The organism is Streptomyces sp. NPDC093221, assembly GCF_044753885.1.
Classification (GTDB): Bacteria; Actinomycetota; Actinomycetes; order Streptomycetales; family Streptomycetaceae; genus Actinacidiphila.
The window spans coordinates 69,929-83,931 of the sequence record NZ_JBIVOA010000004.1 but is presented as its reverse complement, the minus strand read 5'-3'; the positions used below and the strand labels follow the sequence as shown (position 1 = coordinate 83,931).

The following is a 14,003-nucleotide window of genomic DNA, read 5'->3' as shown; positions in this document are numbered from 1 at the left end:
CTGGTGGGCCCATGGTCAGCAGCGAGAGCCGCTGGGAGAAGCGGCAGCGGATCCGTACGCACCTCCTCGACCTCGTCGAGGAGACCGCGACCGGACGACCGCTGCCCGGTGAGCGCCAGCTCTGCGAGACCCTGGAGGTCTCCCGCCCGACGCTGCGCTCGGTGATGGACGACCTGGTGCGCGACGGACTGCTGATCCGGGCCCACGGGCGCGGCGTCTTCGTCGCCGAGGACAAGGTCGCCCAGCGCCTGGGGCCGGCCGCGGGGCCGGGACCGAGCATGGGCGTCGGCGGTGTGGACGGCGCGTGGACCAGCCGCACCGTGGAGTTCACCGCCACGGCCGCCGGACCCAGGATCGGCCGCCGCCTCGGCACCGCCCCGGCCGACCGGATCCTGCGGATCGCCCGGCTGCGGCTGGTCGACGGCGACCCGATGTGCGTCGAGACGCTGCACATACCGACGGCGCTGGTCCCCGGCCTCACCGCCCACGACCTGGAGACCGACTCCTTCTACCGCCTGCTCGGCAGCCGGTACGGCATCCTGCTCACCCGCGCCTCACAGCTCATCGAACCGACCGTGGTGGACGAGGCCGAGGCCGAACTGCTCGGCGTGCCCGTCCACACCCCGGCCCTGCTCTTCGAACGCGCCGCCAGGGACGCGGACGGGCGCGTCGTGGAGTTCACCCGCTCCGTCTACCGGGGCGACCGGTACCGCATCCTCACCGAACTGTCGCTCGCCCCCGAGCCCGACAGCGGACGCGTCCTGGGCGGCTCCTGGTCGGCGGCCTCGCGCGTACCGGGCGCCGACACCCTGGTCCTCGACCCCTACTGGAACGACAACGGGTAGCCCCCGCGCCCACCCACGACTCCTCCGTCACCCCCCACCCCGCGCCGCCGCCCCCGGCCGACGCGGCGCACCCCCACGCCCCGAAGGGACGGATCATGCTTCGTCGCAGGCTCATCCTCGCCACGGCCGCCGCCTGTTCGGCCGCCCTCGCCGGTGCCATGGCCGCGGGCGCCATGACGACCGACAGCGGTACGTCCGGACCCGGTACGTCGGCCGCCGCGTCGAGCGGCGCCGCCCACCGGCCGCCCGCCGCCCGTACCGCCGCCTCCGCCGTACAGCTACAGACCTGGCTCTACCCCGGCTCCGCAGGCGACTCCACCTGCACCGCGTCGAGCGAATACGCCGACAACCGGGTCAAGAACGGCGCGCTCAAACCCGAGTACTGGAGCGTCACCGGCAAGGGCAAGGTCAGCCTGGAGACCACGGCCGCCGGGCTCTGCAACACCTACAGCGCCGCCAACGTCGCCGACCTCAAGGCGCACTCCGCCTACCAGTACCCGACCGTCTCCGGCATGACCACCGCCGACGTCCACGCCCTGGTCAGCAGCAGTGCCAACCGAAGCGACGCCGTCTCGCAGCTCACCTCCTTCGTGGTGACCAACCAACTCACCGGCGTGGATGTCGACATGGAGGACTACTGGTCCTGGAGCGCCGTTGACTTCACCAACTACAAGACCTTCCTCGGCCAGCTCGCGACCTCCCTGCACGCGCAGGGCAAGAAGCTCGTGGTCGACGCGCCCGCGATGACCGAGGACGCCGCCTTCTACGACTACGCCGCCGTCAGCGCCAAGGGCGTCGACGAACTGGACATCATGGCGTACGACGAGGAGTTCGACACCGCGCCCGGCAGCCGCTGCCTGCCGATCACCCCGCTCGCCTGGCTCAAGCAGGTCACGCGGTACGCGCAGAGCAAGATCCCGGACCCGTCGCGGCTGGTCATCGCCCTGCCCTCGTACGGCATCAGCGCGCCCGACCCGTGCGACCTGGACGCGGTCACCGGCAACATCCAGTTCAGCGACATGAAGCACAGCCCCGGCTTCTCCACCGACCCCAGCACGATCGCCGCCCGTCGCGACGCCTCTTCCGGAGAGATCCGCTGGGTCTCCGGAGGAAAGCTCTACGACTACGTGGACAGCACCGCGCTCAACTCCAAGCTGGCGGTGCTGACCTCACTGGGCGTCACCAAAGTCTCCGTCTGGTCCCTCGGCGGCGGGAACCCCTGGTTCACCGGGTGACTCTCCGTCAGTGCGGGTGAAGCGCGCGACCCGCGGGACCGGCCCGAGTCCGGTTCCGCGTACGCCGCCTGACGCGCCCTCATGAGGCACTCGCGCCGAGCTTCACCACGACGGCCCGTTTCCCTCCGCGGTCGGTCGGTGTCAGGCTGTGGCCATGAAGGGGCACATTCCGCAGGAGACAACGAGTTTCGTCGGCCGTACGGCGGAACTCGCGCGGCTGGACATGGCGTTGGCACACCGCCGGCTGATCACCCTCACCGGGCCCGGCGGAGTCGGCAAGACGCGGCTCGCGCTGCGGGCGGCGGCGCGCGCGTCGGTCGGCCGCGTCGCCGTGGAAGTCGCCGCGGAACAGGAGCCGGGCGCGGACCGGCGAATCGGTTCTGCGGAAGACACCGACTCCTCCCGCTTCCCCGACGGCACCTGGTGGGCCGACCTCGCCACCCTCGACAGCCCGCACCTGCTGCTCGCCACCGTCAGCGACGCCGTCGACCTCGCCGACCACTCACCGCGGATGCCCGTCGAGGCACTGTGCGAATGGCTCGCCGACAAGCGCCTGTTACTCGTGCTCGACTCCTGCGAGCACCTGATCGAGGCGTGCGCCCACCTCGTCGGAGAACTGCTGACGGCCGCGCCCGGCCTGACCGTACTGGCCACCAGCCGCCGCCCGTTGGCCTCCGCCGTGGAGGAACTGATCGACGTCGCACCGCTGTCGGCCGAAGGACAGGACGCGCTCGCCCTCTTCAACCAGCGCGTCACCGGCCGCCTCGGCCACACCCCGCTCGCGGAACCCGGCGCGGCGGAGGCCGCCGCGACCATCTGCCGCCGCCTCGAAGGGATACCGCTGGCCATCGAACTGGCCGCGGCCCAGGTCGGCCCCGCCACCGTCGCCGACGTCGCCGACCGCCTCGGCTCACGCTTCGACGTCCTGTCCCGCACCGGCTTCGTCTGGCCCCGGCGCCACCAGACACTGCGCACCGCGATCGGCTGGAGCCACGAGCTGTGCACCCCGCAGGAACGGCTGCTCTGGGCCCGGCTCAGCGTCTTTCGCGGCGCCTTCGACCTGGCCGCCGCGGAAGCGGTCGCCACCGGCGGCCCGCTGCGCGCCGCTGACGTCGCGCCGACCCTGGAACGGCTGGTCACCCAGTCGGTGATCATCAGGGCGGCCCCCGCCGACGACGCGTCGAGCGGCGCAGGACACCGCGAGCGCTACCGCATGCTCGACACGATCCGCGAGTACGGCGGTGAGTGGCTGCGCGAGCTGGGCGAGTCCGCCGCGACCGCCCGCCGTCACGCCGACTACTTCACCGGCCTCGCCCGCTGGGCGGACGGGAGCTGGTCGAGCCCCGACCAGCTCCTCGGCTACCGGGTGATCGAGGACACCCACCCCGACCTGCGCTCCGCCCTCGACCACTGGCTCGTCCACGACCCGGCGCAGGCCGCCGAACTGGCCGGGCTGCTGGTCTACTTCTGGACCTGCTGCGGCCACCTCAAGGAAGCCCGCTCCTATCTGGAGCGCGCCCTGGAACTGCACACCGCGCAGGACCGGGCCCGCGCCCGCGCGCTCACCGGCCTCGGAGCCACCGTCACCCTCCAAGGGGACTACGCCCTGGCCACCGAGATCAGCGCCGAGGTGGAGGCCGCGGCCGAAGCGGGCGGCGACCAGGAGGAGCGGATCGCCGCCGCCTGCCTCACCGGCCTGCTGGGTCTGCTCATGGGCCAGCCGCGCAAGGCACTGGACGCGGTACGCGCGGCGCTCGGCGGCGCGCCCGGCTTCGCCTTCGACTCCCCGGACCGGCTGCGCTGCAACCTCGTCGAAGTGCTCTCCCTCACCGCCCTCGGGGACTTCGCCGAAGGCCGCGAGCGGGCCCTCGAACTGCGCGAGCACTGCGTACGCACCGGCGAGGTCTGGACCCGCTCCTACCTGGACTACCAGCTCTCCGTCGTCGCCCTCTTCTCCGGCGCCCCCACCGAGGCCATCGGCTACGCCCGCACCATGCTGGAGAGCAAACGCCTCATCGGGGACGCCTTCGGCATCGCGCTCGGCCTCGACCTGCTCGCCGCGGCCCTGGCCGCCGAGGGCCGGGCCGAGCAGGCCGCGTCGGTCTACGGCACCGGCGGCGCCTATTGGCGCAGCGTCGGCCACCCGCAGCGCGGCGCGCCGGAACTCCAACTGGTGCGCGAGCGCTGCGAGGAGACGGCCCGCGCGGCGCTCGGCGACCAGGCGTACGCCGCCGCGTACGCCCAAGGGTCCACCGCCCACGGCCCGACCGCCCTGGCCGCCGCCCTCCAGCCGGACAACCACACCGCGTGAGCGGCCCGTTCACCCCTGCCGGAGACCCGCGAGGGAACGGCGCGGCCGGTCGGACATCCGTCGGCCGGGGCCGGGGGGAGGTCGGCCCCGGCCGACGGGAACGTGCCGCGCTGTGGGGTTCGCGGCACCGGGCGGGAAGGAAGTAGGAGGCGGCGAAGGTCAGTTGGAGAAGTCCTGCGTCATCCAGACCGTGCCGGAACTGTCGCGGTAGACGTCGATGCCGATGTGCGTGTAGCCGCTGCTGAGGATGTTGCGGCGGTGGCCGTCGTCGGGGGCCTTCTCGTCGAGCATCATCTGCGTCAGACCGACGGCGCTCGCGGCGATCGCGGAGGCGGAGGAGCCCACACCGCCGCCCTCGCCGATGTTCTCGCCCGCCGACGTCCAGTGCACCCCGGCGGCCGTCTCGCGGTCACCGAAGGCCGGTTCGCCCGGGCACTGGTGGGACAGGCCGCAGCCGGACGCCATCACCTGATTGTGCGCGGCGGCACTCTTGTTGAGCCCTTCGAGCAGCGTGTACGGGGCGAGGCCCTCGGCGGCGCGATTGCGGTTGATCAGGTCGAGCACCTGCTGCACGGCGTCGCCGGCGCTCGGCGGGTTCGTCGCGGCGGGCGGTGCGGGAGTCGTCGCCGAGGGGCTGGGCGCCGCCGTCGTGGGCGCGGTGGTCACCGGGGTGCCGGTCGGCGTGGCCGTCGGCTTGGGGCTCGGCCGTCCGGGGCGCGGGCGGTGCGTGGTGGAGATGGTCGCGGCGGGGGCGGTGGGCCGGAAACCGGCCGGCTTGCCGCCGGGCCTGTGCCCGGCCGACGCGCTCGTGTCGCCGGAGCCGGAGCCGGACCCGGAGTCGCTGTGCCCGGCGGTGGGCGACCCCTGATGCGGCGCCCCGAGGCAGGCGAAGGCGGTGCCGCCACCGAGTACGGCCAGAGCCGCGGCTCCGGTCACCGCCATGCGTATCCGCGGCTTGCGCCTCGCCCTGTGCTGGCCATGGGCGGAGTTACGGGAGTGGGCACGGCGGGACGAACTCATCGCTGGCACCTCGTGGTGGGGGAGACGTGTCGTGAGGGGGACCCGCTCACAGGAACGGTCCGGCGGGCACGACCCTAGGCGGCCGGAGCCGTCCGATCAGCCGCCCCAGCCCAACTTCACGTTCCCCTAAGGAAAGCCGCAGATTCCGCTGAGCCCCGCCCCCGGCCGGGCGTCCGCAGGACCGCGGACACCGCTGAGCCCCGCCCCCGGCCGGGCGGGCGAAGAACCGCGGACACCGCGCCTCACCAGGACACCTCGCTGGTGACCTCCTTCGCCTGCGGACGCAGCGTCGCCGTCAGCTCCGAGCGGTGGCGCGCCCCGGTGAAGGTGATGGTGAGGGTGTCCGGCGCGCTCTGCCGGGTGCTCGTGGTGAAGCCGATCGCGGGCACCGCCGAGACCAGGCACACCGCGTCCGCGCCGAACCGTATCGACGCCTGACCGCCCGTCGACTCGAAACTGTGCGTCCCGGCGCCCCCTTCGCAGTCCGGCGGCCGGGAGGCGGTCGACGGCGGCGCGGCCGGCGCGGAGGACGGGCTGGTCGCGGTCGCCGTCGGGCGACGGGTCGAGGGGGACGGCGACACCGCGGGCTTGCGGGTCCGCGTCGGCGACTGCCGGGGCGTGGCCGTCGGCGAGCCGATCACCACGGAACTGGGCGAGTTGGTGGCGATCCCGGCCGCCACATCCCGCGCGGACGGCGGCAGCGGCGCCGTCGAACCCACCACGAAGCGCACGGTCAACGACACCGCCGTGACGGTGAGGACCGTGCACGACAGCCAGATCAGGAAATGGCGCAAGGACCGGGGCACCGGGCCATCATGGCCGATCCGTTACGGTGTGCCGCATGGCGAGCGTCCTTGTCGTAGAAGACGATCCCGGCATACGTGCCGAACTGATCGGGATACTCACCCGCGACGGGCACGAAGTCCGCAGCGCCGCCGACGGATTCAGCGGATTGCGCGAGGCGACCAGAACGCCGTTGGACGCGGTGATCCTCGACCTCGGCCTGCCCGACCTCGACGGCGGCGACGCGCTGCGCATGATCCGCGGCATCTCCCGCGTACCGGTCCTGATCGTCACCGCCAGGGACGACGAGGCCGAGATCATCCGGCTCCTCAACGCGGGCGCCGACGACTACCTGGTCAAACCCTTCTCCGGCGGACAGCTCACCGCCCGCCTCGGCGCCGTCCTGCGCCGCTCCGCGGGCCCCGACGGCAGGACCGGCGCCCCCAATCTGCGCGAGCCCGTCACCCTCGGACCGCTGCGCATCGACCCCGGACCCCGCACCGTCCACCTGCACGGACACGAAGTCCCCCTGACCCGCCGCGAGTTCGACCTGCTGTCCTTCCTCGCCGCCAACGCCGACACCGTCGTGTCCAAACGGCACATCCTCACCGAGGTCTGGCGCGACCCCTACGTCGAGGACCAGACCATCGACGTCCACCTGTCCTCCCTGCGCCGCAAACTCGGCGAGAGCGCGGCGGCGCCGAGCCTGCTGCGTACGGTGCGCGGCGTCGGCATCAAACTGGTGACCCCGCGGTGAGAGGGACCCTCGCCAGGGTCGCCCTGGCCGTCACCTCGATGGTGGCCCTGTCCTTCCTCATCCCGCTGGGCCTGCTGGTCCGCTCCGAGGCCCGCAACCAGGCGATCACCGCCGCCGAGCAGCGCGCCGCCGCCCTGGCGCCGGTCCTCACGCTCACCGACGACCCGGCTGCCGTACGGCAGGCCGTCTCGGGCCTCGACCCGTCGGGAAACCTGGCGGTCCACCAGCCCGACGGCCGCTCCATCGGCGCGGGCCACGCACCCCACTCCCTGCTGGTGCGCGCACAGCACGACGGCGAGTCACTGGCGCAGGACCTGCCGGGCGGCGGCTGGGTCTACCTCCAGCCGGTCGTGCTGCCGCAGGGCCGGGTCGCCGTCGTCGAGGAATTCGTCCCCGAAGCCGAGCTGAACCGCGGGGTGAACGCTTCGCTGACCGTGATGGCGCTGCTCGCCGTCGGCCTGGTCGTCGGCTCCGTCCTGGTCGCCGACCGCCTCGCCTCCCGCGTCGTACGGTCCTCCCGCAACCTCTCCTGCGCCGCCAACGCGCTCGGCCGCGGCGACCTGGAGTCCCGCGTCGACCCCATGGGGCCGCCGGAACTGCGTGAGGCCGGGCAGGCGTTCAACGCCATGGCCGCACGCATGCTGGAACTCCTCGCCGTCGAGCGGGAATTGGTCGCCGACCTGTCCCACCGTCTCAGGACACCCCTGACCGCCCTCCAGTTGGCCACCGAACGCATGGGTACGGGACCGGACGCCGCCCCCGTGGCCACCGCGGTCGCCCAGCTCGAAACACAACTGCACGCCGTCATCACCGCGGCCCGCACACCGCTGGCCGTCGGACACATGGGCGCGCCCCAACTCGACCGGCCCGAGCAGGTGTTGTGCGCCGCCACGGTGATCGTCCGCCGCCGCGCCGGATTCTGGACGACGCTCGCGGAACAGCAGGGCCGCCCCTGCCTGGTGGAAGTGACCGGCGAGGACGCCCTGATCGACCTGCCGGAGGACGACCTCGCCGCCGTCATCGACGCGCTCGTCGGCAACGTCTTCCGGCACACCGCGCCCGGCACCGCCTTCGCGCTGCGCCTGGTGCGCGCCGCCCAGTCCGTCACCCTCACCGTCGAGGACGCGGGCCCCGGCATCCCGGACCCCGACGACGCCCTCGTCCGCGGCGCCAGCACCGCGTCCACCGGCCTCGGCCTCGACATCGCCCGCCGCGCCGCCGCCGCGACCCGCGGCGCGCTGGACATCGACCGCGGCCCGATGGGCGGCACCCGCGTCGCCGTCCGCTTCGGCCTCGCCTCACCGCCGCCCAAGCGCGGACCGCTGCACCGCAGGCGGGCCCGCTTGCGCAAGTCGCCGGTCTGACGCGGCGGCCACGAAGGAGTCCTGCCCCGCGGCCGAGGGCGTGGGCCGCGGTGGCCGATTCAGCGCTGGGGAGCCGGTACCGCTCGCGCGGTGAGCCGGGTCCAGCCGGCGGGCGGTGCCAGAAGCGTGCGCACATGCGGCCTGCGCGTGCGCAGCCGCACCTCGCCCCGGTAGCCGCTCAGGATGAGGTGGCCGAGGTGTTCGAGGGCCCTGACGGCGAAGCCGCTCGCCGGACACATGCCCTCGCCCTTGCCGAACGGCAGGTAGGACCGCCGCTGTTCGTCGGTCGGCCGCTGCCAGCGCGAGGGGCGGAAGTCCAGCGGCGCCTCCCAGACGGCCGCCGACCGGTGGATCGCGTGCGTGCCGATGAGGACGTGCTCGCCCTCGCGGACCTCGGCCCCGGCGATCTCGTGGTCGGCGGCGGCCACTCTCATCAGTCGCCAGGCGGTCGGATACAGGCGCAGCGCTTCCCTGACCAGGTGGTGGACCTGCTCCCGCCGCACCGTCGGGGTGTCGTAGCCGTGCCGGACCCCGAGCAGCACCACCCATTCGAGCGTCACGCCGGTGAAGCCGACCGTGGACAGCACGAGGCGTTGCAGCACCTGCGCGCGATCGGCCGTCGACAGCTCGCCGGGCAGCCCCAGCACGAGGTCGACCAGATCCCGCGCTCCGTCCTCCTGAGCGGACAGCCGCCCGAGCTGTTCGGCGAGCCCGGCCCGGACGGCGGGCACCGTACGGTGCGAGCGTCTCAGCACATGGCCGACGACGTCGTCGGCGACCACACTCGACGTCACATACGTGTCGACGAGCGCGTTGATCGCGGTGTGGCTCCGGTCCGCGATGACGGGGGCGAAGTACCGCCGGACCACCTCGACGCCCCAGTGCTGGTGCCGCAGACGGCCGCGACCGTCACACACCTCGCCGAGAGCCGCGTCGAGGTCGAAGGACGACGCGGGATCGTGCCGGGCCAGGACCTTGAGCAGTTCACGCGAGGCTTCGCCCCTGACCGCCGGGGGCAGGGACTCCGGCCCGAGGCGGAAGAACCCGGACTGGGACAGATAGTCGCCCGCCTGCTCGACCAGCACGTCACGGGCCGCGTCGGCGTCGGCCACGAACAGGGTGCCGAAGCGCAGCCGGAACGGCCCGTCACGGCCCGCCGCCTGCTCCTCCCACCGCCGCAGGTCCGGCCACAGACTCTTCCTGTCGAGGAACACGGGTCGCCCGCCTTGTCGGATACGGGACGGAACGCGCGCCGCGTACGGCCGCCCGTCCCGTCCCCGCGCGGAGAAGACGTCAGGCGTTGTGCCCGTACCTGTCGCCGTACTGGTTGCGCCGCGCACGCGCCTCACCGCTGAGCGCGCGAAGGCTCCTGACGATCCATGACATCGTGGCCGTCCTCCTTGTCGGTCCGAGTGGTGCCCGGTCCTGCTGCGGGCGTCAGTCCTGCTGCCCGTAGCCGACGAAGTACCCGTGCCACCGTGCGCGCATCTCGCCGCTGAGCGCCCGAAGGCCGCTGGTCACCCATGACATGGCGTACTCCTTGTCGGTCGGTGCTCCCGGAAGGTGACGGTACTCCCACGAGCGAACCGGGCGAACCGCCGAAACCGGCCAAAGACGGCGCGAGGCGCGCCCGGTGGACCGGGCACGCCCCACGCCGTCGGACCAGGGGTCAGCCGAAGATCCACTTCTGGTTGGCGGCCCCGCCGCACGTCCAGGTCTGCAACCGCGTCCCGTCCGCCGACGCGTTGTCCTTCGCGTCAAGGCACTTGTCCGCGCCCGTGTTCGTCAGGTCGTGGGCGTCGGTGTACTTCCACTGCTGCGCCTTGGTGCCGTTGCACGTGTAGAGCTGCACGGCCGCGCCGTCCGCCGTCGAACCGCCGTCCACGTCGAGGCACTTGCCCAGCGCCCGTACCGTCCCGTCGGCGCCGAGCGTCCACTGCTGGGCCACATTGCCGGTGCAGTCGTGGAGCTGGACCGGCGTACGGTCGGCCGACGCGCCGCCCGCCACGTCCACGCACATGCCGCCGATGCCCTTGATCGAGCCGACCCGGTCGGAGCCGCCAGACCCGCCGGCGCCGCCGCCCGCCGTCGTGCCGGAGCCGCTGTCCCACTGCGACGCCCGTACGTAGTCGACCGTCATCGTCTGCGGGAAGGACGTCGAACCGTCGGGCGAGCCCGGCCAGTCACCGCCGACCGCCAGGTTGAGGATCAGGAAGAACGGGTGGTCGAACACCCACGTGTTGCCGCCCGCGTCCGACGGCGTACGCGTCTGGTAGACCGTGCCGTCCACCGTCCAGGTGATCGCGCTCGGGCTCCAGTCCACACCGAAGGTGTGGAAGTCGTCCGCGAAGGCCGCGCCGCCGGGCAGTGTGTACGGGGACCCGATACCGGCCGCGCCCGAGTAGCCGGGGCCGTGGATCGTGCCGTGGACGGTGCCGGGCTCCCGTCCGATGTTCTCCATGATGTCCAGCTCACCGCTGCGGGGCCAGCCGACGCTGCCGATGTCGCTGCCCAGCATCCAGAACGCCGGCCAGATGCCCTGGCCGCGCGGGATCTTGATGCGGGCCTCGAAGTGACCGTACGCCTGCGTGAAGGTCGAGGCCGTGTTCAGCCGCGCCGAGGTGTACTTACAGGGTCCGTACCAACAGGACAGCCCGGTGTCGGAGTTGGGCCGTGCGGTGATCACCAGGTGCCCGTCGCCGTCGAGAGCGGCGTTGGAGGTGCTGTCGGTGTAGTACTGCAACTCGTTGTTGCCGTTGCCCGAACCACCCTTCTCATGCGTCCACTTGGCGGGGTCGGGCGCGCTGCCCGCGGGGCCGTCGAACTCGTCGGACCAGGTCTGCCGGCCCTCGGCGGCGTCCGCCCTCGACGTGCCGGGACCGGTCGTCGCCACCAGGACGGCGGCCACCAGAGCGGCGGCGACCAGGACGACCAGTCCGCCGAGCGGCCATCTGCGTGCGCGGTGTGCAGCCATGGGTTACGTACCTTGTCTGTGGGGGAGATCAGGGTTCGCGTCGGCGGCGGCCGGGCGTACGGCGTCGGGGGAGGCGGGGGCCGTGGCCGGGGGAGCGCTCTCACGGGAGCGACGACCGCCGCCGACGGCCCCGATGCTACGCACGGTCACCCTGCCCGCCAACCCGCCCGGACAGCCGCCCGCACGCCCGTGACGTGCCCGAACTGCGAGGACGCCGATCGGCCCGAGGCGCTGATAAGCCGCCCTTAACCGGCCCTTAAGACACGGCGTTCGTGATCGTCCGTCACCGGCCGGACCTCCCGCGCCGCCGGACCGGCACCGACCCTCGGCGTGCCCAGGAGGACTCGGCTAGGGTACGGACGAGTCCGGGCCCCGAGACGTGACGGGCAGACCGGCCGCGGGCCGAGCGTGGGGGAGACAAGGTGGGCGCAGCCGTTCCGAGCGGCACGGATGAGCCGAACGAGCCGTCCGCCGCTGAGTCCGAGGTGACCTCCGTCGTCGTGCACGCCTCCGGAGCGGTCGTCACCCGCCGCGCGCGCGTCACGGTGCCGACCGGAACCGCAGAGACCACCGTCCGCGTCGAGGGCCTGCCGCCCACGCTCTACGAACAGTCGCTGCGCGGCCGGGTGGTGAACGGCCCGCACGGGCTGCGCGTGACCGACGTACGGCTGGACGTGGGCGCCACCGTGCACCGGGGCGAGCAACTGCCCTCGCTGCGGCTGGACCTGGAGGACGCCGAGGACCAGCAGTCCCGGCTCCAGGACCGCAAGTACCGGCTGGAGAACGAGATCGAGGAGGTGGCGGCGCTGCGCGCCGAGCCGCCGCAGCCGCGCAGGGGCGACCCGCCCCGCTGGGCGCCCGTCGAGTCCTTCCTCGCCCTGGCCGGATTCGTCGACACCCGACTCGGCGTCCTGCACGAGCGGTTGCGGGCCACCGAGGACCAACTGGCGCGCGCCGACCACGACGTGGACGTCCTGCGGGCGCGACTGCACCAGTCGTCCACCGCCCTGAGCGCCGAGCGCACCGACCCGGCCGTCGGCGCGGTCGTGACACTGGCCTCCGAGGTGACCGACACGACCGACGTACCGGACGCGTCGGCCGACGCACCGGACGCGCCCGAAACCCGCGAGGACACCTCCCCGAACGACGAGGCCCGGACACCCGCCGACGCCCCGGCCGAGATCGACGTGGAGGTCGAGGTCGAGTACCACGTCCCCGGCGCCACCTGGGTCCCCACCTACCAACTCCGCCTGGACGGCACCAGCGGCGCGGGCACGCTCGTCCTGCGCGCCTGCGTCGCCCAGCGCACCGGCGAGGACTGGTTGGGCGTACGTCTCGCGCTGTCCACCGCGGACCTGCTGCGCCGCTCCGACGTGCCCGAACTGCGGTCGCTGCGGATCGGCCGCGCCCAGCAGGAACCGCAGACCCCCGGATGGCGCGAACCGCCGCCAGGGCTCGCCGAGTTGTTCACCGGCTATGACGGCGCCGCCGCGGCGCACCCCGCCGCGTCGCGCGGTCCGGCCCGGCCGTCGGGCCCGGGCGCCCCCAGGTCCATGAACGCGTGGCTCGGCGGCGTCGAGGACGACCTGGAAGAGGCCGACCTCTCGCCGGACCTGGCGGCGGGCGGCGCGTACGGACCCGCGGAGCCCGGCGGCGCGGCCGAGGCCGTCGGCTACGGCGGTTCGTTCGGCGGCCCGGTGCCCGCACCGGGAGCGGCGCCGCCCCCGGCTCCGCTCCCCGCCGCGGCGCCCATGTCCCAGGCGCACGCCGAGCCCGCGACGGACCGCGCACGCGGCAGGTCGGCGCCCGTCGCCCGCAGCGCCCGGCGCAAAACCGCCGCGCCGCCCGTACCGCCGCCGTCCACCGCGCCGTCCGTGGACATGCTCGACTACGGCCGCCTGACCGTCGCGGGTCCCGGCGCGGGCGCCGAGCGCGGCACGCTGCGACCGGAAGCCGCCCCGATCGCCACCGTGGTCACCGAGTACCGGCGCAGGGCCGAGACCGTCGGCCGCCTCCCGCGGCCCGCGCACGCGGTCGACGTACGGACCTCGGCCGGCTCCTTCGACTACCGCTTCGACACCGCCGCGCCCGCGGACGTGGTGTCCGACGGCGCGTGGCACATCGTGCCGGTCAGCGAGGTGCCGGTCGTGACGGAGTCGCTGCACGTGTGCGTCCCCGCGGTGGACACGGCCGTCTTCGGCACCGTCCTGGTCACCAACACCTCCCCGCACGCGCTGCTCGCCGGTCCGGCCGACGTCATGGTGGACGGCGACTTCGTCCTCACCGCGGCCCTGCCGACCCTCGCCCCCGGACAGCGGCAGGCGGTCGGCGTCGGCGTGGCCGAGAGCGTCCAGGTGGCCCGCCGCACCCACATGCGCGAGTCCACCGCGGGACTGCGCGGCGGCACGACCGTCCTCGACCACACCGTGGAGATCGAGGTCGCCAACCGCCTGCCGTACCCCGTCGTCGTCGAGGTCCGCGAGCGCGTACCGGTGTCGACCGACAAGGACGTCCGTATCGAGGAGCACCGGGCGCGACCGGCCTGGACGGAACCCGAGGAACCGCTCACGGGCCAGGACGGCTCGTACGTCCGCGGAGCGCGCGTGTGGCGCGTGGAGTTGGCACCCGGCCGGACCACGACGCTCACCGGAGGGTTCGAGGTCCGCCTCCCCGCGGGCAAGTCGGTCGTCGGCGGAAACCGGAGGAAGTGAACC

10 protein-coding genes are annotated in these 14,003 nt (G+C 73.5%); 6 read left to right on the top strand and 4 right to left on the bottom strand.

Annotation, left to right across the window (positions count from 1 at the left end; genetic code table 11):
• The first annotated feature begins 11 nt into the window (after nt 1–11).
• The 3 genes from ACIQCJ_RS17280 to ACIQCJ_RS17270 all read left to right on the top strand — a co-directional run bounded on the left by ACIQCJ_RS17280 (nt 12) and on the right by ACIQCJ_RS17270 (nt 4,391).
• A complete protein-coding gene (locus ACIQCJ_RS17280) occupies nt 12–845 on the top strand; it encodes a GntR family transcriptional regulator (RefSeq protein WP_402711813.1) in 834 nt (277 codons plus the stop codon).
• A gap of 95 nt (nt 846–940) precedes the next feature.
• Nucleotides 941–2,080 (top strand): glycosyl hydrolase family 18 protein, encoded by a 1,140-nt coding sequence (locus ACIQCJ_RS17275; protein ID WP_402711812.1) that lies wholly within the window; start codon nt 941–943, stop codon nt 2,078–2,080.
• 154 nt (nt 2,081–2,234) lie between these two features.
• A complete protein-coding gene (locus ACIQCJ_RS17270; protein ID WP_402711811.1) occupies nt 2,235–4,391 on the top strand; it encodes an ATP-binding protein in 2,157 nt (718 codons plus the stop codon).
• 159 nt (nt 4,392–4,550) lie between these two features.
• On the opposite strand, the gene ACIQCJ_RS17265 is transcribed toward ACIQCJ_RS17270, so the two are convergent.
• Complete coding sequence (locus tag ACIQCJ_RS17265; RefSeq protein WP_402711810.1) at nt 4,551–5,333, bottom strand: CAP domain-containing protein; 783 nt, start codon at nt 5,331–5,333, stop codon at nt 4,551–4,553.
• 320 nt (nt 5,334–5,653) lie between these two features.
• Nucleotides 5,654–6,217 (bottom strand): hypothetical protein, encoded by a 564-nt coding sequence (locus tag ACIQCJ_RS17260; protein ID WP_401715957.1) that lies wholly within the window; start codon nt 6,215–6,217, stop codon nt 5,654–5,656.
• Nucleotides 6,218–6,252: 35 nt separating this feature from the next.
• Between ACIQCJ_RS17260 and ACIQCJ_RS17255 the strand changes: the two genes are divergently transcribed.
• Both ACIQCJ_RS17255 and ACIQCJ_RS17250 read left to right on the top strand, forming a co-directional pair.
• Complete coding sequence (locus ACIQCJ_RS17255; RefSeq protein WP_355348469.1) at nt 6,253–6,951, top strand: response regulator transcription factor; 699 nt, start codon at nt 6,253–6,255, stop codon at nt 6,949–6,951.
• Entirely contained in the window at nt 6,948–8,315 is a 1,368-nt protein-coding gene (locus ACIQCJ_RS17250; protein ID WP_402711809.1) for an ATP-binding protein, read from the top strand. The genes ACIQCJ_RS17255 and ACIQCJ_RS17250 overlap by 4 nt, the downstream gene beginning before the upstream one ends.
• Before the next feature lie 59 nt (nt 8,316–8,374).
• On the opposite strand, the gene ACIQCJ_RS17245 is transcribed toward ACIQCJ_RS17250, so the two are convergent.
• Nucleotides 8,375–9,529 (bottom strand): cytochrome P450, encoded by a 1,155-nt coding sequence (locus ACIQCJ_RS17245; protein WP_402711808.1) that lies wholly within the window; start codon nt 9,527–9,529, stop codon nt 8,375–8,377.
• Nucleotides 9,530–9,984: 455 nt separating this feature from the next.
• Nucleotides 9,985–11,289, bottom strand: a complete 1,305-nt coding sequence (locus tag ACIQCJ_RS17240) for a ricin-type beta-trefoil lectin domain protein (RefSeq protein WP_402711807.1) — start codon at nt 11,287–11,289, stop codon at nt 9,985–9,987.
• A 422-nt stretch (nt 11,290–11,711) separates the two neighbouring features.
• On the opposite strand from ACIQCJ_RS17240, the gene ACIQCJ_RS17235 reads away from it, so the two are divergent.
• Entirely contained in the window at nt 11,712–14,000 is a 2,289-nt protein-coding gene (locus tag ACIQCJ_RS17235) for a DUF4139 domain-containing protein (RefSeq protein ID WP_402711806.1), read from the top strand.
• The last annotated feature ends 3 nt before the right edge of the window (nt 14,001–14,003 follow it).